This window comes from Natrinema versiforme JCM 10478 (assembly GCF_000337195.1).
Lineage (GTDB): Archaea > Halobacteriota > Halobacteria > Halobacteriales > Natrialbaceae > Natrinema > Natrinema versiforme.
On the sequence record NZ_AOID01000022.1, the window covers coordinates 87,242 to 103,670 of the forward strand.

A 16,429-nucleotide genomic window follows, 5' to 3' on the forward strand; every position below is an offset into this window, starting at 1 on the left:
ATCGGACTGGTCGGCGTCGTCAGCGTTCTCGCCGGAGTCGCCCGACGACGAACTCCCGATCGACCTTCGCGAGGAACGGCCCGAGCTTCGGCCCCTGCTCTTCGTCGAAGAACAGCCGGTAGCCCGCCGCGAAGAAGTCGCCGACGTCGACGTCGTGGCGTCTTGCCGTCTCGTAGATCTCGCCCTGAATATCCTCGGGATCGTGGCCCGCATCGATGAAATCGGCGAGTTCGGCCAGCGCGGCTTCGGTGTCCGCGTCGAAGTCGTGTGCCGGAATCTCGGTGCGCTTGAGTTCGTAATCGAACTCGTTGCCGGTTCGTCGCGCCCAGTTGCGCGCCTGCTCGACGCGCTCGAGCGCCCCTTCGACGGCCCACTCCGGGGCGTCTTCGGGAATGTGGCCCTCCCGCCGGGCGATCTCCTCGCGCAGGTCGGGGTCGTCGGTCATCCCGAGCACCGCGGCGAAGGTGTAGGGCAGTCGAATCCGCTCTTCGCGCGGCTCCTCGACGACGAACGGGTAGACCCGCTCGGCGAAGGCCTGTTCGTCCTCGCTCGCGTCGACCTCGCCGAAGTAGGTCGCCTCGAGCCGGTCGAACTCGTCGACCAGTTGGTCGAGGCGTTCGATGCTGAAGTCCCGGGCCTTCACGGGATCCTTCGCAAAGAAATAGCGCAGTACCTCGGGCTCGAGCAACTCGAGGACATCCGAGACCAGGATCACGTTGCCCGCGGAGGAGGAGAAGGGCTCGCCATCGAGGGTGAACCACTCGTAGACCATCGGTACCGGGGGTTCGATCTCGAGGACGTTGCGGGCGACGTCTTGGCCGCTGGGCCAGGAGCCCTCGGCGTGGTCCTTGCCGAAGGGCTCGAAGTCGACGCCGAGGAGCTGCCACTGGGCGGGCCACTCGAAGCGCCACGGGAGTTTGCCTTCCCGTAGCGTCGCGGTACCCTCGTGGCCACAGCCGTCGATCGTCTGGTCGCCGGCGTCCATGTCGGTACACTCGTAGTCGACGGTCGCCGTGTCCCCGTCCAGATCGACGCTCGTCACCGTCTCCGTGATCTTGCCACACTCCTCGCAGATCGGGTTGAACGGCACGTACTCGCCGTTTACGTCGACCTTGTCCTGATACTTCGAGAGGACCTCGCGCGCCCGATCCCGGTGCTCGAGGACGAACCGAGTCACGTCCTCGAACTCGCCGGACTCGTAGCAGTCGGTGTTCGAGACCAGTTCGATCGGCACGTCGAGGGCGTCGGCGCTGTCCTGAATGATGGTCGCGAAGTGGTCGCCGTAGGAGTCACAGCAGCCGAAGGGGTCCGGAATGTCCGTGTAGGGTGCGCCGAGGTTGCGGCCGAGCGCGCCGGCGTCGACCTCGCCGAGATCGACGAGGTTCCCCTCGAGGTCACAGAGCGTGCGGGGCAGTCCGCGGAGCGGGTCGCGGTCGTCGGCGGTGAAGACCTGCCTGACCTCGTGACCCCGGTCGCGCAGCACTTCGGCGACGAAGTAGCCGCGCATGATCTCGTTGACGTTGCCCAGGTGGGGAACGCCCGACGGCGAGATGCCGCCCTTGATGACGATCGGCTCCTCGGGGTTGCGGTCCTCGATGCGGTCCGCGACCGTATCCGCCCAGAACGCGTGGCGCGTCTCGCTAGCTTCCTCGCTCTGGAGCGTGTAGGGACTGATCGCGTCCGACTCCGGCGTGTCTGCCGCGTCTCCATCCGCGTCGTCGTCGGCGCTCATCGTTCGTCGCTCGCCCAGTAGGTCGGTTCCGCGCCAGCGCCTTCGGGGACGATATCAGTGCCCTCGTGGTCGCCGTGGCGAACCGCGCGGGCGATCCGGTCGGGGTCCGTGCCGTCGAGGACGATCGTTCGCATCCCCGAGCGCTCGATGATCTTCGCCGCCAGCAGGTCCACGGGCGCGGACGCGCCGGCGTTCATCTCGAGCCCGGCGATGGCGTCGACCAGGTCCGCGGCCGAGAGGCTGTCGTACTTGGTCGCGTCGTCGTCCTCGTTGGGATCGGCGCTGTAGACGCCGGGGACGCTCGTGGCGTAGACGAGCAGGTCGGCGTCGATGTACTCCGCCAGCGCGGCCCCGACAGCGTCGGTGGTCTGGGCCGGCGCGACGCCGCCCATGATGCAGATGTCGTCCCGCCGGAGCGCCTCGCTGGCCTCCTCGTAGTCGAGTGCGGGCGCGGTCACGGACTCCTCGCTCAGCGCGGCGATCAGCAGCCGGGCGTTGAGTCGCGTCACGTCGATCCCCAACTGATCGAGTTCGATTTCGTTCGCCCCGAGGTCTCGAGCGGCCCCGATGTACTCGCGAGCGACGCCGCCGCCCCCGACGACGGCACCGATCCGACACCCCTCCGAAATGAGGTCTTCGATGACGGCTGCGTGCTCGGCCACCCGGTCCGCCCCGGGCTCGGGGACGAGGACGCTGCCGCCGATAGAGACGACCACTTTCATACTACCCCGGTGTAGCGGAGTTGCTATCTTAAGGGTTGTCAACTGCCCGGATGGCGTGGTGACACATCCCTCGAGCGACTGGCGAGGAGCCGTTCGTCGCCGCGAAATCGCGTCTCGATCTCACTCCTCGAGCGACAGGACCAGCGCGTCACCGTCGCGGTCGAACTCGGTCCCGAACGGAGCCGATAGCGTTCGCATCCGCTCGCGGGACCACGCGGCCGCCTGCGGGCTCGCCTCGCGGACCGCACAGTCCTCGATTTCGGTTGGATGCAGCCGGAGTTCGGTCGGCCGGCCGTCGGGAGTCACCGCGAGGACGAACAGGAAACTCCGGTCGTTTCGCAACTCGTCGTCGACCCGGTAGTCGTCGACGAAATCGCCCGCGTCGTAGATGATCGGGCTCCCCTCGTGGACCTCGATCCCCTGAAAGACGTGAGCGCTGTGGCCGTGGACGACGTCGACGCCCGCGTCGACCAGCCAGCGGCCGAACTCGCGGAACGATTCGGGCGGCTCCGTCACCATGTTCGGCCCCCAGTGCAGCGAGGCGACCACCAGATCAGGATTCGTCTCGCGTGCGCGCTCGAGAGCGTCCCGAACGAGCCGTTTCGTCTCCGGATCGTCGACATCGTCGTCGGGCGTCCGACTGCGCGAGTCGCGTCGCGACTCGTCGATTTCGATCCGAGCCGTGCCCGGCGATTCCTCGTCCGCGGCGTACTCGGGCGTGTTGTCCGTCAGCGAGACGACCGCCATGTCGAGCCCATCGTCGCTGTCCGTCTCCGACCCAGCGGCGTCCGCTTCGGAGCCGCCAATCGTCCGCACCGCCGGCTCGAGCGCCTCGTCGATCGTCTCTCCTGCACCCGCACGACCGATCCCGGCCTCGTCGAGCACCTCGAGGGTATCGCGCAGCGCGACTTCCTCGTAGTCCAGCACGTGATTGTTCGCCAGCGCACAGACGTCGACGCGCGCGCTCGAGTGCGGGGACCGCCCAGTCGGGATCCGCCCGGAAGTGAAACGGGCGGCGGGTGCGCTGCCACTCTCGGCCGCGCGTCGAGAGCACGCACTCGAGGTTGCTCACCAGCCCGTCCAGTTCGTGCAGTCGCTCGAGGACCGTTCCCCACACCGCATCGACGGACCGACCGCGCTGGCGGTCGTCGACCAGCCGTCCGAACATCACGTCGCCCGTGAAGCCGATTCGGAGGGACATAGGCGAGCGTTCGTGGTGCATGTGCAAAATTCCGGGAGACGATCGTCGGGCCGTTCTCCGGTAGCGATGGCCGACCACCGATGAAGCCGCGGGACTGGACGGCTGTACGTGGTGCCGACTGCGGGAAGCGGCGCGCAGTGCCATGTGGGACTGGAGGCGGACAGTGGCGGATGGGACTGGAGACGTGCGGTTGCTGGGCGGTGGCGGCGTGCGGTGCTGGGTGGGACTGAAAGGGGCGCGCTGGGCGGGCGTCTCGCGCCCGCCCAGCGCGGGGCTTTCTCGGCGACAGCTACAAAGTCCGACCTGCCCATAGCTCGACTATGCACGTACTCGGTGTTCGCGAGGAGGGGGCCGACGGCGACGCGCTCGAGTCGGTTGTCGATCGGGTCGTCGACCGGCTCGCCGAACGGGGGCGCGTCGGCGTCATCAGATACGACGCGACGATTGCGGACGGAACGCACGCGCGCGAATCGACCACGCTCGGCGGCGACGTCACTTACGACCTCGGCGTCGACGGCGACTGGACCGCCTCGGGGACGGGGCTGTCCGTCGCCGACGCGCTCGACAGGCTGGCGACCGACTGCGAGTACGCCGTCGTCAGCGGCGCGCCGACGCTCCGGTATCCGTCGATCGTCGTGGGGTCGGCCAGCGACGAGCACGAACCCAACGAGAGTGTCCTCGCAACCGTTCGCGGCCCCGCCGACCTTGATTTCGACGCCCTCGTGACGAGCCTCGAGTCGACCGAACCCCACGAGACCCTCGAGTCACTGGTGGCCCGTCTCAAGCGCTCGCCGCGGGCCGACCGCGCGGGCGCGATCGCGACGTTTACCGGCCGCGTCCGAGCCAAAGACAGCGCGGACGACGCGCGCACGCAGTACCTCGAGTTCGAGAAGTACGAGGGCGTCGCCGACGAGCGGATGGCGGCCCTCGAAGCCGACCTCGAGGCCCGAGACGACGTGTTCGACGTCGAACTCTATCATCGAACGGGGATCGTCGAGGACGGCGAGGACATCGTTTTCGTCGTCGTGCTCGCGGGCCACCGCGAGCAGGCGTTCCGGACCGTCGAAGACGGCATCAACCGGCTAAAAGACGAGGTGCCGCTGTTCAAGAAGGAAGTGACAGTCGAGGACGAATTCTGGGTCCACGAACAATCCTGACCGTTACATTCGTTCGCCGAGCCAGCTGAAATAGCGGAACGGTCGGAGAAGACGATAGTGTATTGCTCGTTGTGGTTGGATCCGCGATAATGAGTTAGAAGTGGTTTTAAAACGTCTAGATCCCTATCGAGCAACGGTTAATAGTCTTCTAATACGGAATAAAACGTCTATTACCCCCCAGATCGTTGAACACAATCGAAATGCCACTAACGATCCACCCTTTATAACAGATCTCCCCCACAAGGAGGTGATGTCGATGAGCACGACAGCCCAACCCTCCACGGAAAGCAAAGAACACCGCCTCAAACGCTACCTGCGCGACCGAGCTGAAGACGGGGAGCTGTACTTCAAAGGCAAGTTCATCGCGGACGATGTCGACATGTCCCCCAAAGAAATCGGCGCACTGATGGCGAAGCTCTCGGGATCGGTCACCGACCTCGAGATCGAGAAGTGGTCGTACACGAGCGCGACTACGTGGCGCGTCGCCCCCGCCTGATCTCGAACCAGTCGCGACTGCAGTCGAAGCACCGACCGAGTATCCCCGCATTCCTCCCGGTCCGTGCCGGCGCGTCGTCGACGCCATCCGGCACGACCATCCCTTACCGACGCCGGTGCGTCGTCGACGCCATCCGGCACGACCATCCCTTACCGACGCCGGTGAGACGCCGTCGTCGCTTTCTTCGCCGCAGATCACGTGTTCCCAGCAGCGCCGCCCGCCGTCGCTTCCGCCGCCTGCAGTCGATTTTGCCGCCGCTCGAGTCGCGGCTCCTCGACCTCGGTCTCGGAAACGGCCGCCCCTGCCGACGGCAGTCGATTTATACCCGGTGACGATGAACCTCCGGTGATGGAGGACATCGATCGGTCCGGATTCGGCACGGCGGGGCGCGGCGGGCCCTCGCTCGAGGACGGGCCGCCGATCGATCGCATCGAGTCGGTGTTTGCGGTCTATGAGGTACAGCGACGGGACGGCCGGCTGATCTATTACGGCGACCCGTTGACCCGGCCGGAGCGAGTGATCAGCGAACTCTGGTCGGAGTTCCGCGAGCGCGGCTACGACGCCACCCTTGAAACCCGCCACGGCGAGTACGTACTCGTTGCCGAACCGACCAGCGTCGGGGTCGACGGGATTCCGTGGACGAACGTCTTCTTGCTGCTGGCGACGATCGGGTCGACGCTGTTCGTCGGGGCGTGGTGGTGGTACCCCTCGCTCGACCCGTTCGCGAGTCCGATCGATATCGTCCACGCGTGGCCCTTCTCGCTTGCGATCCTCGGCGTGCTCGGCGTCCACGAGATGGGCCACTACGTCATGAGCCGGTACCATCAGGTCGACGCCTCCCTTCCCTATTTCATCCCGGTGCCGACGCTCATCGGGACGATGGGGGCGGTCATCAGGATGAAGGGCCGAATGCCCGACCGTAAGGCGCTGTTCGATATCGGCGTCGCCGGCCCCCTCGCTGGACTGGTCGCGACGGTCGTCGCGACCGTGATCGGGCTTCACCTGCCGCCCGTAACCGTCGACCCGGCCCTACTCCAGAACCCCGACGCGGTTCGGATCGAACTGGGCTATCCCCCGCTGCTCGAGTTGCTCGCGGCCGGGTTCGACCAGCCGCTGTACAGAGACGATCCGGCGACGGGCGTGAATCCGGTCGTCATCGGCGCGTGGGTCGGGATGTTCGTCACGTTCCTCAATTTGATCCCGGTCGGGCAACTCGACGGCGGCCACATCCTCCGAGCGATGGCCGGCGAGTTCCAAGAGACGATCGCGGCGATCGTTCCGGGCGCGCTGTTTGCCCTCGCCGGTTACCTCTATTACGTCCAAAACCACACCCTGAACACGGTTTTCGTCTGGATTCTCTGGGGGCTGTTGACCACGGTGTTTGCGTCGATCGGCCCGGCGACGCCGATGCGAGACGAGCGGCTGGGTTCGGGTCGGGTCCTCCTCGGAATCGTGACCTTCGGACTCGGCCTACTCTGTTTCATGCCGATCCCGGTCATGATCATCGAGTAACGACGCACGGGCGCGATTGGTTTATTTTTCCGGTCCGTTCGAGCGAGTGTCGGGCTGAGAAAGTGGTCTTGCTTTAGCCGTGCGTATAGCCCCGATCTGCGAGCGCCTCGCCGTCCATCGTGACGCCGTCGCCGGCCTCGCGGACGGACCCGATCGCAGCCAACGGGACATCGGTCGCGTCTCGAACCGCGGACAGTGCCTCCTCGGGGAGCGTCGCGACGAGTTCGAAGTCCTCGCCGAAGGTCGTCGCGAGCTCGAGTGCCTCGCCGTCGTCGGCGACCTCGCGGACGGCGTCGTCGATCGGCACGCGGTCGGACTCGATCGCGAACCCGCAGTCGCTGGCCTCGGCGAGCTGGTGGAGCGAGCGGGCGAGTCCGTCGCTCGAGTCCATCATCGCGGTCGCGTGCGGGGCGAGTCCCTGCCCGGCGGCGATCCGGGGCTCGAACCGAAACAGGTCGTTCGCTCGATCCGTGCGGCCGCGATCGAACAGGCGAAGCGCGGCCGCGCTCCGGCCGAGGGTGCCGGTGACACAGACGACGTCGCCGGGGCGAGCGCCGCTTCGCGGGACGGGATCGTCGGTCCGGCCGATCGCGGTCGTCGAGACGGTGAACTCGTCGTGCCCGTCGAGGTCGCCGCCGACGTACTCGGTGTCGACCCGCTCGCAGACATCGCTCGCGCCGCGAACGAACGCGAGCAGTTCGTCGCGGTCGAACGTCGGCGCGGCGTAGGCGGCGACCGCGGCCGTGGCCGGTGCGCCCATCGCCGCCACGTCCGACAGGGACGCGCCGACGGCGCGCCACCCGGCCGTATACCGGGTCGTCCCCGCTGGGAAATCGGTTCGATCGTGGAGCATATCCGTCGTCACGACCAGCCCGTCGACGACCGCCGCATCGTCGCCGGCCGCCGCGAGTTCGTCCGACAGGAGCGCCAGGGCGGCGCGTTCGTCCATACCTCCCGTTTTGACTCGAGGGCGAAAAACGGTCCGGGCCGGCGCGGGGCTGCCGCGATACGATGGTCTTAAATGCCGCGGACGGAAATCACACGCCAATGGCTACGATGTACGACGTTCCGGCGGACGACCTCATCGAGGCGCTCGCCGACGATCTCGCGGATCGACTCGAGGAACCGGACTGGGGCCAATTCGCCAAGAGCGGCGTCGCAAACGAGCTCCCGCCCGAACAGGACGACTTCTGGGCCACCCGCGCCGCGAGTCTCCTGCGCAAGGTCGCCGACCGCGGCCCCGTCGGCGTCGAACGACTCTCGACGGAATACGGCGGCGCGAAGAGCGGTTCCAACCGCTATCAGGTCGCCCCCGACAAGCGTGCCGACGGCTCGAAGAACCTGATCCGAACGATCCTCCAGCAACTCGAGGAGGAAGACCTCGTCGAGACCGCAGAGGGTCAGGGTCGCCGAATCACCCCCGAGGGTCGCAGCCTGCTCGACGACACCGCCGGCAGCGTCCTCGAAGACCTCGACCGACCGGAACTCGAGCGCTACGCGTAACGCCGTTCACGTCGCACTGTTTTCGCATCGATTTCGCCGCCCAGAGCGACGCTTCCGTCGTCCTTGACATCCTCCCCGCCCGAAGGGCGAGGATTCCCACGTTGGAATATTACGGTCTACGACGTGACCCGTTCTTGAGGTGCGAACGCACCAGTTTCCTTGTCAAACAGGAACGTCGATGGCTGTGCCAACCAGCCGTTACTCCTATCACCGTCCTCAGAACGCTTCGCGTTCTGATGTGCGGACGAGACGCAAAGCGTCTCGTCAACGCCATCCGTGACGGGACTCGGAGATACTTTCTGCCGAATGTTCTCAGCACCGTTCACATCAGCGTTCGCCACCAAACCGCACTCATCGCACACATACAACCCACGTTCAACACGGTTAGCCTTGCGTTCCCGACTACAGCACGAGCACGACTTCGACGTACCCCGCTCGGGTACATCCTCAACTGAGATTCCTTCCATCTCGGCCTTGTATTCGAGGAGGTCGGTAAACCGGTCGAACGCCCACGAGTGCAAGTCGAGGTTGCCGTGTTTCCCCCAGTTTTTCGACTCGCCGTTCTCTTCGTCCTCGCGGATGCCAGAGAGGTCGCCTACCACAATCGTTCCAACACCCTCCTCAACACATCGCTGCACGATGTGTTTCGAGAGGGCGTGGAAGTAGTGGGTGCGCCGCCGAGACTTCTTCTGGTTTAGCCGCGTGGCCTGCTCGGAATTCGAGTCGTCACAACGAGCGATGCGCTTACTGAAGTAGTAGTTGTCCTGCTTCAGACAGTTCAGCGGATACAGTTCGCTGTGACCGTCCTCGTAGGCTAGTGCGGCGAAGTTGTTGATTCCGAGGTCAACCCCTACGGTCTTCTCACCGGGTGACTCGGCCACTTCAACTTCGACTTTGCACACGAAGTGCAGTTCCCATTCATCCCCTGTCCAAACGGCCCTGACTTGTTGAACGCTCTCCACCGTGGAGAGGTCAATATCGGGGCGGGTCTGGTACTCGCAGAGGATGAAATCTGACCAGTATTCCTTGAGGTTTGAGCCTTTGCTGAGTCGGACGCGGTTGTACTGGGTGTCGAGTTTGAAGCCTTTGTTCTTGAATGTGACCGTGCTTCGTGGGTGTTCGTCGCCGTGTTTGCGGTATCCGGGCGGGTTCGCTCTCGTGTCTCCGTTGCGTCGTTTGCTGTACCAGCCGTTGAACGCCTCAGCGAGTTCTTGAAGAACGCGCTGACTTGACTGAGAATGTAGGTCATCATAGCGTTCGTGCGACTTGAGGTACGCGGTGAGTTCGTCGTGTTCTGGAATGTAGTCGAGTTCATCCCAGACGCGACTGATTGTCCACCGTCCGACATTCCAGAGTTTGGACGCGGCGAACCCAAGCGAATCGAGGTCGTCGGACACCCGGGACTGGTTCCTGATGAAAGCAGTGTAGGTGCGGGTGACGACCTGTTTCGCCATACGTAACCTATGTTGATAAATCTACTTGAAAGTATGGATTACGCGGCGTGGAATATCCTACCGTGCCGTCGAACGGTGGTATGTGTAGGATATTGTCGGATTCATCCCCGCCCTGAAAGGCGGGGCTTTCTCCTTGGCTTCCCGTAATCATTTTCCCGCCCGCCGGACAAGTATGGAACACCCATGAGTGGCTCACCGGACGAGGAGAAACTCGAGGAGCTCCGACAGAAGAAAATGGAGCAGCTACAGGACCGCGCCGAATCCCAGGGCGAGGGCGGACAGGAGGCCGCACAGCAACAGGCCGAGGCCCAGAAGAAGGCCGTGTTGCGCCAGCACCTGACCGACGACGCCCGCAAGCGGCTCAACACCGTCAAGATGAGCAAACCCCAGTTCGGCGAGCAGGTCGAGCGACAGGTCGTCAGTCTCGCCCGCAGCGGCCGGGTTCAGGGGAAAATCGACGACGACAAGATGAAACAGCTCCTCAAGGAGCTGAAACCCGACTCGCAGAGCTTCGACATCCAGCGACGGTAATGGAGCTCGGACTGCTCTACAGCGGCGGCAAGGATTCGACGCTCGCCGCGCTCTTGCTCGAGGAGTTTTACGACGTGACGCTGCTGACGGCTCACTTCGGCATCAGCGACGACTGGAAACACGCCCGCGAGACAGCCGACGCCGCCGGCTTCGACTTCGAACGCCTCGAGTGCGACCCTAAGGTCGCCGAGGACGCCGTCGACCGGATCCGCGAGGACGGCTTCCCGCGAAACGGCATTCAACTGGTCCACCAGCACGCCTTGGAGCGACTCGCCGCCCGGGAGTTCGACGCCATCGCGGACGGGACGCGGCGCGACGACCGCGTTCCGACGGTATCGCGAGCGCAGGCCCAGAGCCTCGAGGACCGACACGGCGTCGACTACATCGCGCCGCTGTCGGGCTTTGGCCGGTCGGCGGTCGACCGGCTCGTCGAGTCGCGACTGGACGTGATCGTCGGGCCGAGCGAGGAGATCGACAGGGCCGATTACGAGGCCGAACTGCGGACGCTGCTCGCCGAAGAAGACGGTCCCGGAGCGATCGGGGAGTGCTTCCCCGATCACGATCAGACGTACGTGACACAAGTCCGCTGACGCGAACGCAGCGATGGCGCTTGGCCAGCCGCCGATCGGCCGGGTCGATCGACCGGTCGATGCCCGTTCTCAGCCGCCGCGGGTGAACTCGAACCGGGCCCCGCCGGACTCGCTTTCGGTGATCGCGACCTGCCAGCCGTGTGCGTCCGCGATGGCGCGGACGATCGCGAGGCCGAGTCCCGACCCCTCCTCGGCGGTCGAGTACCCCTGCTCGAGGACTTCGTCGCGCTCGTCTTCGGGGATGCCGGGCCCGTCGTCGGCGACGAAGAAGCCGCCGTCGCAGGGGCCGACGCGGATGTGGACGTCCTCGCGGCCGTGTTCGATGGCATTTCGATAGAGGTTCTCGAAGAGCTGTTTCGCCCGGAGCGGGTCGACCTGTAGCGTCCGATCGCCGACCGTTTCGTAGGTGGCCGTCTCAGTCTCGACGACCGTCCACGCGTCGCTCGCGAGTTCGACCAGCGGGACCTCGTGGGGGTCCTCGACCTGGGTTCCGCTCCGGGCGACCGAAAGGGTCTCCTCGATCAGTTCGTCCATCCGGGACAGCGCCGCGTCGACCTCCTGTAGGTGCTCCGGATCGCCGCTCGTAAACGCCGCGCGGAGCCGCCCCTGCGCGACGCTGAGCGGATTCCGCAGGTCGTGGCTGACGACGCTTGCAAACTCCTCTAAGCGCGCGCTCTGGCGTTCGGCCTCGCGGACGGCGGCCCGCTGTTGGATCTCGTAGACGCCGGCGACGGTCCCCGCGCCGACTCCGACCGTCCCGCCCATCAGAAGCAGGTACAGCGGCGCTCTAGCACCGGTTCCCTCGAGATACAGCACGTAGAGGTGAAGTGCGGTCACGAGCACCGCGGCGAGGAAACCGCCGAGTCCGTAGCCGAAGACGGTGAATCGGTCCCGCGTCGACACGTCTCGGGACACCAGCCAGCGATCGGCGGAGACGACCGCCGTGGCGGCCACGAGCGGAAAGACGCTCTCGAGGATGGCGCGAGTCGAGACGTGCTCGAGGGCGAGGCGAGCGCCGATGATCGCCGCGAGGAAGAGGCCGAGCGCGGAGAGCGGCGAAACCGGCAGTTGTTCGCCGATCTCGGCGACCCAATCGTCGTCGGCCACGCGTTGCACAGTCGCCTCTTGGCGCAGGTCGGTATCAAGTTACGGGACGGTCTCAAGGCCGGGGGTCTCGAACTAACGAGGTCGCGGCCTGAAGCAAACGTCCGACGACCGGCGGTCGCGGCGGCCGTGTCGGAACGAAAGGATAGAAGTTCGCCGTCCCCGAACGAGTTCCCATGTACGACCGGATCAAGGGCTTTCGTGACTTCTATCCCGGCGAGATGTCCGCACGGCGGGCAACGATCGATGTCTTAGAGGAGACCGCCCGCGAGTACGGCTTCCGGGAGATCGGAACGCCGGCCTTAGAGCGCGCGGAGCTGTGGACCGACAAGAGCGGCGACGATATCGTCGACGAACTCTACTCGTTCGAGGATCAGAGCGGCCGCCACGTCACGATGACCCCCGAACTGACGCCGACCGTCGCCCGGATGGTCGTCGCGAAACAGCAGGAGCTGTCGAAGCCGATCAAGTGGGTCTCGACGCGCCCGTTCTGGCGCTACGAACAGGTCCAGCAGGGCCGCTACCGCGAGTTCTACCAGACCAACGTCGACATCTTCGGCTCCTCGGAACCCGAGGCCGACGCCGAGATCCTGGCGTGGGCCGCCGACGCCCTGACCGGCCTCGGGCTCACCGACGAGCACTTCGAGTTCCGCATCTCTCACCGCGATATCCTCGGCGGCGTCCTCGAGAGCTACGATACCGAAGTCGACACCGAGGCGGCGATCCGCGCGGTCGACAAGTCCGACAAGATCTCGCAGGTCGAGTACCACGACCTGCTGATCGACGCGGGACTCACCGCCGAGCAGGCCGCCGAGTTCGACGACCTCATCGCCGAGGGCGACCTCGAGGCGGTCGAATCGTTCGCCGACACCGAGCGCGTGACCGCGGCGGTCGAAAACCTCCAGAACGTGCTCGCCGCCGCAGAGGACTTCGGTGCCCGCGAGTACTGTACGATCTCGCTCGAGACGGCCCGCGGACTGGACTACTACACGGGCGTCGTCTTCGAGTGCTTCGACTCGGCCGGTGAGGTTTCGCGGTCGATCTTCGGCGGCGGTCGCTACGACGACCTGATCGAAGGCTTCGGCGGACAGCCGACGCCCGCGGTCGGCGTCGCCCCGGGCCACGCGACACTGCCGCTCCTGTTACAGCGGGCGGGCGTCTGGCCCGAGGAGGAAGTGACGACGGACTACTACGTCCTGCGGGTCGGCGAGACGCGCTCGGAGGCCGCGCGGATCTCTCGAGCGCTCCGCGACCGGGGTCACGTCGTCGAGACCGACGTCGCCGGCCGCTCGTTCGGCGCGCAACTTGACTACGCCGACTCGATCAACGCCGAGACGGTCGTCATCGTCGGCGAGCAGGATCTGGCGAACGACGAGGTGACGATCAAGGACATGGAGTCGGGCGACCAGACCCAGGTGCCGGTCGACGAGTTCCCGGGCGACCGCGAGCGGCCGACGTTCGAGGATCTGGCCTGACGGATCGACCGGCGACGCCGCGCGAGCGACTCCCCTCTCTTCCTCTTAAAGTCCCTCCATCGCGTGGTGGTTTCGACGCCGCTCCCGATAAACGGGAACTGAGGGCGGTATTAACATTCCAGAGCGACAATCCTCAATCGAGAGGTGACGACCAATGTCTACTAACGAAGCCACCGTTCAATGGCTCGGCAGGCGGGAAGAGTTCGAGTACGCCGATTCGGTCGCCGGCTACACGCTGGTGGCGGTGCGGCTACTCGTCGGGTACTGGTTCCTCCACTCGGCCTGGGGGAAGTTCGCGTTCGTCGCTGGAGAGCCGTTTAACGCGGCGGGCTACCTGCAAAACGCCCAGTCGCCCATCGCCGGCCTCTTCGAGGTCGTCGCCGGGACGCCGTGGCTGCTCGAGGTCACGAACGTGATGATCCCCGTCGGCGAATTCCTCATCGGATTAGGGCTCATCTTGGGCGCACTCGTCCGGCTGGCCGCCTTCTTCGGCGGCGTCCTGATGGTGCTGTTCTATCTGGGCAACGCCGACTGGGCGAACGGCTACGTCAACGGCGACCTGCTCGGATTCGTCATGTTCGTGCTCATCGGCGTCTTCGCCGCGGGCCGCATCCTCGGCGTTGACGCCTATCTCGAAGAGACCGAGTTCGTCCGCCGTCGGCCGCGGCTTCGATACCTCCTCGGCTGATCGCGGGCAGTCTCCGTTACCGCTCTCGCTTTTTCGACGGGCCGCGCCGTTTCGTTGCATCGCTCGTTCGTTCGTCAGGCTCGGCTACGCGTTCGTCAGGCCCGCGGGTCCGTTCGTCGACATCGCTCGAGGAATCGGGCCGCTCGTCGGCCGGAAACCGGTCGTCCGCGTCACGTCGCTCGACCGGCGAGTGACCGGTCTCGACGAAGTGGTCGATCATCGCCCGGCTGAGTTCGCTCGCGTCGGCCCCGTCGGCTCGGTACCGCCACTCACACTCGCCACAGTACGCGCTCGGCACGCGTGGACCGTCGAACGGCGGTCTAATGAACGGTGGGGTTCACACCGCGGTGACTTATGTAGCGTCGCCGGCCGTCGGGTCCGCGTGCAGGTCCCACCCTTAACTTCGGCGGCGATGTACCACGGCCGATGGCCGACGCTGACGCCGACACCCGACCGAACGTCCTCCTCGTACTCACCGATCAGGAGCGGTACGACTGCAGCGCACCCGAGGGACCGCCGGTCGAGACACCGGCGATCGATCGGCTCTCGAGCGAGGGCGTTCGATTCGAGCAGGCGTGTACCCCGATCAGCATCTGCTCGAGCGCCCGCGCGTCGTTGCTGACCGGGCAGTTTCCCCACGGCCACGGGATGCTGAACAACTGCCACGAGCCGGACGCGATCCGGGCGAACCTCCCGGCCGACATGCCGACGTTCTCGGAGGAACTCGTCGCCGCGGGCTACGACCTCACCTACACGGGCAAGTGGCACGCCGGCCGCGATCAGACGCCCGCCGATTTCGGTTTCTCGTATCTCGGCGGGAGCGACGAACACCACGACGATATCGACGCAGCGTTTCGCGAGTACCGCGCGGACCGAGGGACACCCGTCGGCGAGGCCGACCTCGCGGAGGAGATCTACACCGGCGACGATCCGAGAGACGGGGACGAGGGAACCTTCGTCGCCGCGAAAACGCCGGTCGACATCGAGGAAACCCGGCCCTACTTCCTCGCCGAGCGGACGATCGACGCGATCGAGGACCACGCCGAGGGCGACGGAGACGGCCCCTTTTTCCACCGGGCGGACTTCTACGGCCCCCACCACCCCTACGTCGTCCCGGAACCGTACGCCTCGATGTACGACCCCGAAGCAATCGAGCCGCCCGCGAGCTACGCCGAGACTTACGACGGGAAGCCCCGGGTTCACGAGAACTACCTCACCTATCGCGGCGTCGACGACTTTGACTGGGAGCTCTGGGCCGAAGCGGTCGCGAAGTACTGGGGGTTCGTCACGCTGATCGACCACCAACTCGAGCGGATCCTCGACGCCCTCGCGGAGCACGGGCTGGCCGACGAGACGGCCGTGATCCACGCGTCCGATCACGGCGACTTCGCCGGGAGTCACCGCCAGTTCAACAAGGGGCCACTGATGTACGACGACACCTACCGGATCCCCCTGCAGGTGCGCTGGCCGGGCGTGGCCGATGCCGGTGCGCGCAGCGAGACCCCGGTCCACCTGCACGATCTGGCGGCGACCTTCCTCGAGCTGGCCGACGTTCCGGTCCCCGATAGCTTCGACTCGCGGAGTCTGGTTCCGTTGCTCGAGAACGGCGGCGAGCCGCCCGCGGCCCTCGACTGGCGGGCGTCCACGTTCGCCCAGTATCACGGCGACGAGTTCGGCCTCTACAGCCAGCGGATGGTCCGTACAGCGGACTACAAATACGTCTACAACGGCCCCGATATCGACGAACTGTACGACCTCACGGCCGACCCGGCCGAACTGCAAAATCTCGTCGATCACCCCGAGTACGAGGAGGTGCGACGGGACATGCGAACCCGGCTGGTCGACTGGATGGACGAGACCGAGGATCCGAACCGCGTATGGGTGACTGACGTGCTCGAGAACGGGTCGTGATCAAGGACGGGTCCTAACCCCGGTCACGGAGCCGGTGGTGGACATCGGAGATGACGGCCGTCGCCGCTATACCTTGTCCAGCCCGAGTGAACGGACTCCCGCGATCGTGACGAGGACGACGAGCGGCAGGACGACCGCCAGCCCGACGACGTTCGCGACGATGCCGACGTGGGGAAACTGAGGTATCAGTGTATGAACATCAAAGAAGTGACGGACCGCCGATCGAAGGACGAGGTAGAGGAGAGCACCGATTCCGACGCCCTCGAGCGCGAAGATAAGGATATAGTAGTTCTTCATGACACGGGTTTCCGGCACGGGATCATTAATTGTCATGGCCAGTTGTCACTGGACGG

16 protein-coding genes and 1 pseudogene are annotated in these 16,429 nt (G+C 65.6%); 9 read left to right on the forward strand and 8 right to left on the reverse strand.

All coding sequences use genetic code 11. The features are described 5' to 3' along the window. Positions 1–19: 19 nt before the first annotated feature. From lysS to C489_RS07155, 3 genes and pseudogenes are all read right to left on the reverse strand, one after another. Positions 20–1,732: a lysine--tRNA ligase gene (gene lysS, locus C489_RS07145; protein ID WP_006430531.1), complete on the reverse strand. Its 1,713-nt coding sequence runs from the start codon at positions 1,730–1,732 to the stop codon at positions 20–22. Then, positions 1,729–2,454 (reverse strand): UMP kinase, encoded by a 726-nt coding sequence (gene pyrH, locus C489_RS07150; RefSeq protein ID WP_006430532.1) that lies wholly within the window; start codon positions 2,452–2,454, stop codon positions 1,729–1,731. Before pyrH ends, lysS begins: the two co-directional genes overlap by 4 nt. A gap of 120 nt (positions 2,455–2,574) precedes the next feature. Next, a pseudogene (locus C489_RS07155) lies at positions 2,575–3,655 on the reverse strand (CapA family protein). Positions 3,656–3,975: 320 nt separating this feature from the next. Here C489_RS07155 and C489_RS07160 point away from each other — a divergent pair. From C489_RS07160 to C489_RS07170, 3 genes are all read left to right on the forward strand, one after another. After that, the gene (locus C489_RS07160) at positions 3,976–4,812 is read left to right on the forward strand and encodes a molybdopterin synthase (RefSeq protein ID WP_006430534.1); all 837 of its coding nucleotides are present in this window, start codon (positions 3,976–3,978) and stop codon (positions 4,810–4,812) included. Between the two features lie 250 nt (positions 4,813–5,062). Continuing rightward, on the forward strand, positions 5,063–5,308 hold the full coding sequence (locus C489_RS07165; RefSeq protein ID WP_006430535.1) for a DUF7123 family protein: 246 nt from the start codon (positions 5,063–5,065) through the stop codon (positions 5,306–5,308). 348 nt (positions 5,309–5,656) lie between these two features. Beyond that, positions 5,657–6,820 carry a site-2 protease family protein gene (locus C489_RS07170; protein WP_006430536.1) on the forward strand — a complete coding sequence of 388 codons (1,164 nt, stop codon included), beginning with the start codon at positions 5,657–5,659 and terminating at the stop codon, positions 6,818–6,820. A 73-nt stretch (positions 6,821–6,893) separates the two neighbouring features. Here C489_RS07170 and thiL read toward each other — a convergent pair whose 3' ends face one another. Next, on the reverse strand, positions 6,894–7,769 hold the full coding sequence (gene thiL, locus C489_RS07175) for a thiamine-phosphate kinase (protein WP_006430537.1): 876 nt from the start codon (positions 7,767–7,769) through the stop codon (positions 6,894–6,896). 98 nt (positions 7,770–7,867) lie between these two features. On the opposite strand from thiL, the gene C489_RS07180 reads away from it, so the two are divergent. After that, complete coding sequence (locus C489_RS07180; protein WP_006430538.1) at positions 7,868–8,323, forward strand: 30S ribosomal protein S19e; 456 nt, start codon at positions 7,868–7,870, stop codon at positions 8,321–8,323. Between the two features lie 116 nt (positions 8,324–8,439). Here the strand turns inward: C489_RS07180 and C489_RS07185 are convergent, their stop codons facing one another. After that, entirely contained in the window at positions 8,440–9,777 is a 1,338-nt protein-coding gene (locus C489_RS07185; protein WP_006430539.1) for an RNA-guided endonuclease InsQ/TnpB family protein, read from the reverse strand. A gap of 183 nt (positions 9,778–9,960) precedes the next feature. On the opposite strand from C489_RS07185, the gene C489_RS07190 reads away from it, so the two are divergent. Continuing rightward, positions 9,961–10,308, forward strand: coding sequence for a DNA-binding protein (locus C489_RS07190; RefSeq protein ID WP_006430540.1), 348 nt, complete (start codon positions 9,961–9,963; stop codon positions 10,306–10,308). Next, positions 10,308–10,898, forward strand: coding sequence for a DUF7411 family protein (locus C489_RS07195; protein WP_006430541.1), 591 nt, complete (start codon positions 10,308–10,310; stop codon positions 10,896–10,898). Before C489_RS07190 ends, C489_RS07195 begins: the two co-directional genes overlap by 1 nt. A 69-nt stretch (positions 10,899–10,967) precedes the next feature. On the opposite strand, the gene C489_RS07200 is transcribed toward C489_RS07195, so the two are convergent. Continuing rightward, entirely contained in the window at positions 10,968–12,014 is a 1,047-nt protein-coding gene (locus C489_RS07200; protein WP_006430542.1) for a sensor histidine kinase, read from the reverse strand. A gap of 164 nt (positions 12,015–12,178) precedes the next feature. On the opposite strand from C489_RS07200, the gene hisS reads away from it, so the two are divergent. Together hisS and C489_RS07210 are read left to right on the forward strand one after the other, a co-directional pair. Further along, on the forward strand, positions 12,179–13,477 hold the full coding sequence (gene hisS, locus C489_RS07205) for a histidine--tRNA ligase (protein WP_006430543.1): 1,299 nt from the start codon (positions 12,179–12,181) through the stop codon (positions 13,475–13,477). A gap of 154 nt (positions 13,478–13,631) precedes the next feature. Next, entirely contained in the window at positions 13,632–14,165 is a 534-nt protein-coding gene (locus tag C489_RS07210) for a DoxX family protein (RefSeq protein WP_006430544.1), read from the forward strand. 16 nt (positions 14,166–14,181) lie between these two features. Here the strand turns inward: C489_RS07210 and C489_RS07215 are convergent, their stop codons facing one another. Further along, positions 14,182–14,463, reverse strand: coding sequence for a hypothetical protein (locus tag C489_RS07215; protein ID WP_006430545.1), 282 nt, complete (start codon positions 14,461–14,463; stop codon positions 14,182–14,184). Positions 14,464–14,591: 128 nt separating this feature from the next. Here C489_RS07215 and C489_RS07220 point away from each other — a divergent pair, with 128 nt between their 5' ends. Continuing rightward, the gene (locus C489_RS07220) at positions 14,592–16,076 is read left to right on the forward strand and encodes a sulfatase-like hydrolase/transferase (RefSeq protein WP_006430546.1); all 1,485 of its coding nucleotides are present in this window, start codon (positions 14,592–14,594) and stop codon (positions 16,074–16,076) included. Between the two features lie 66 nt (positions 16,077–16,142). Here the strand turns inward: C489_RS07220 and C489_RS07225 are convergent, their stop codons facing one another. After that, entirely contained in the window at positions 16,143–16,373 is a 231-nt protein-coding gene (locus tag C489_RS07225) for a hypothetical protein (RefSeq protein ID WP_006430547.1), read from the reverse strand. Positions 16,374–16,429: the final 56 nt, after the last annotated feature.

Coding starts and splice junctions, on each gene's coding strand:
- C489_RS07190 (WP_006430540.1), top strand. CDS start 9,961: ATGAGTGGCTCACCGGACGAGGAGAAACTCGAGGAGCTCCGACAGAAG.
- C489_RS07185 (WP_006430539.1), bottom strand. CDS start 9,777: ATGGCGAAACAGGTCGTCACCCGCACCTACACTGCTTTCATCAGGAAC.
- C489_RS07195 (WP_006430541.1), top strand. CDS start 10,308: ATGGAGCTCGGACTGCTCTACAGCGGCGGCAAGGATTCGACGCTCGCC.
- C489_RS07165 (WP_006430535.1), top strand. CDS start 5,063: ATGTCGATGAGCACGACAGCCCAACCCTCCACGGAAAGCAAAGAACAC.
- C489_RS07170 (WP_006430536.1), top strand. CDS start 5,657: ATGGAGGACATCGATCGGTCCGGATTCGGCACGGCGGGGCGCGGCGGG.
- C489_RS07180 (WP_006430538.1), top strand. CDS start 7,868: ATGGCTACGATGTACGACGTTCCGGCGGACGACCTCATCGAGGCGCTC.
- C489_RS07220 (WP_006430546.1), top strand. CDS start 14,592: ATGGCCGACGCTGACGCCGACACCCGACCGAACGTCCTCCTCGTACTC.
- thiL (WP_006430537.1), bottom strand. CDS start 7,769: ATGGACGAACGCGCCGCCCTGGCGCTCCTGTCGGACGAACTCGCGGCG.
- pyrH (WP_006430532.1), bottom strand. CDS start 2,454: ATGAAAGTGGTCGTCTCTATCGGCGGCAGCGTCCTCGTCCCCGAGCCC.
- C489_RS07225 (WP_006430547.1), bottom strand. CDS start 16,373: ATGAAGAACTACTATATCCTTATCTTCGCGCTCGAGGGCGTCGGAATC.
- lysS (WP_006430531.1), bottom strand. CDS start 1,732: ATGAGCGCCGACGACGACGCGGATGGAGACGCGGCAGACACGCCGGAG.
- C489_RS07160 (WP_006430534.1), top strand. CDS start 3,976: ATGCACGTACTCGGTGTTCGCGAGGAGGGGGCCGACGGCGACGCGCTC.
- C489_RS07210 (WP_006430544.1), top strand. CDS start 13,632: ATGTCTACTAACGAAGCCACCGTTCAATGGCTCGGCAGGCGGGAAGAG.
- hisS (WP_006430543.1), top strand. CDS start 12,179: ATGTACGACCGGATCAAGGGCTTTCGTGACTTCTATCCCGGCGAGATG.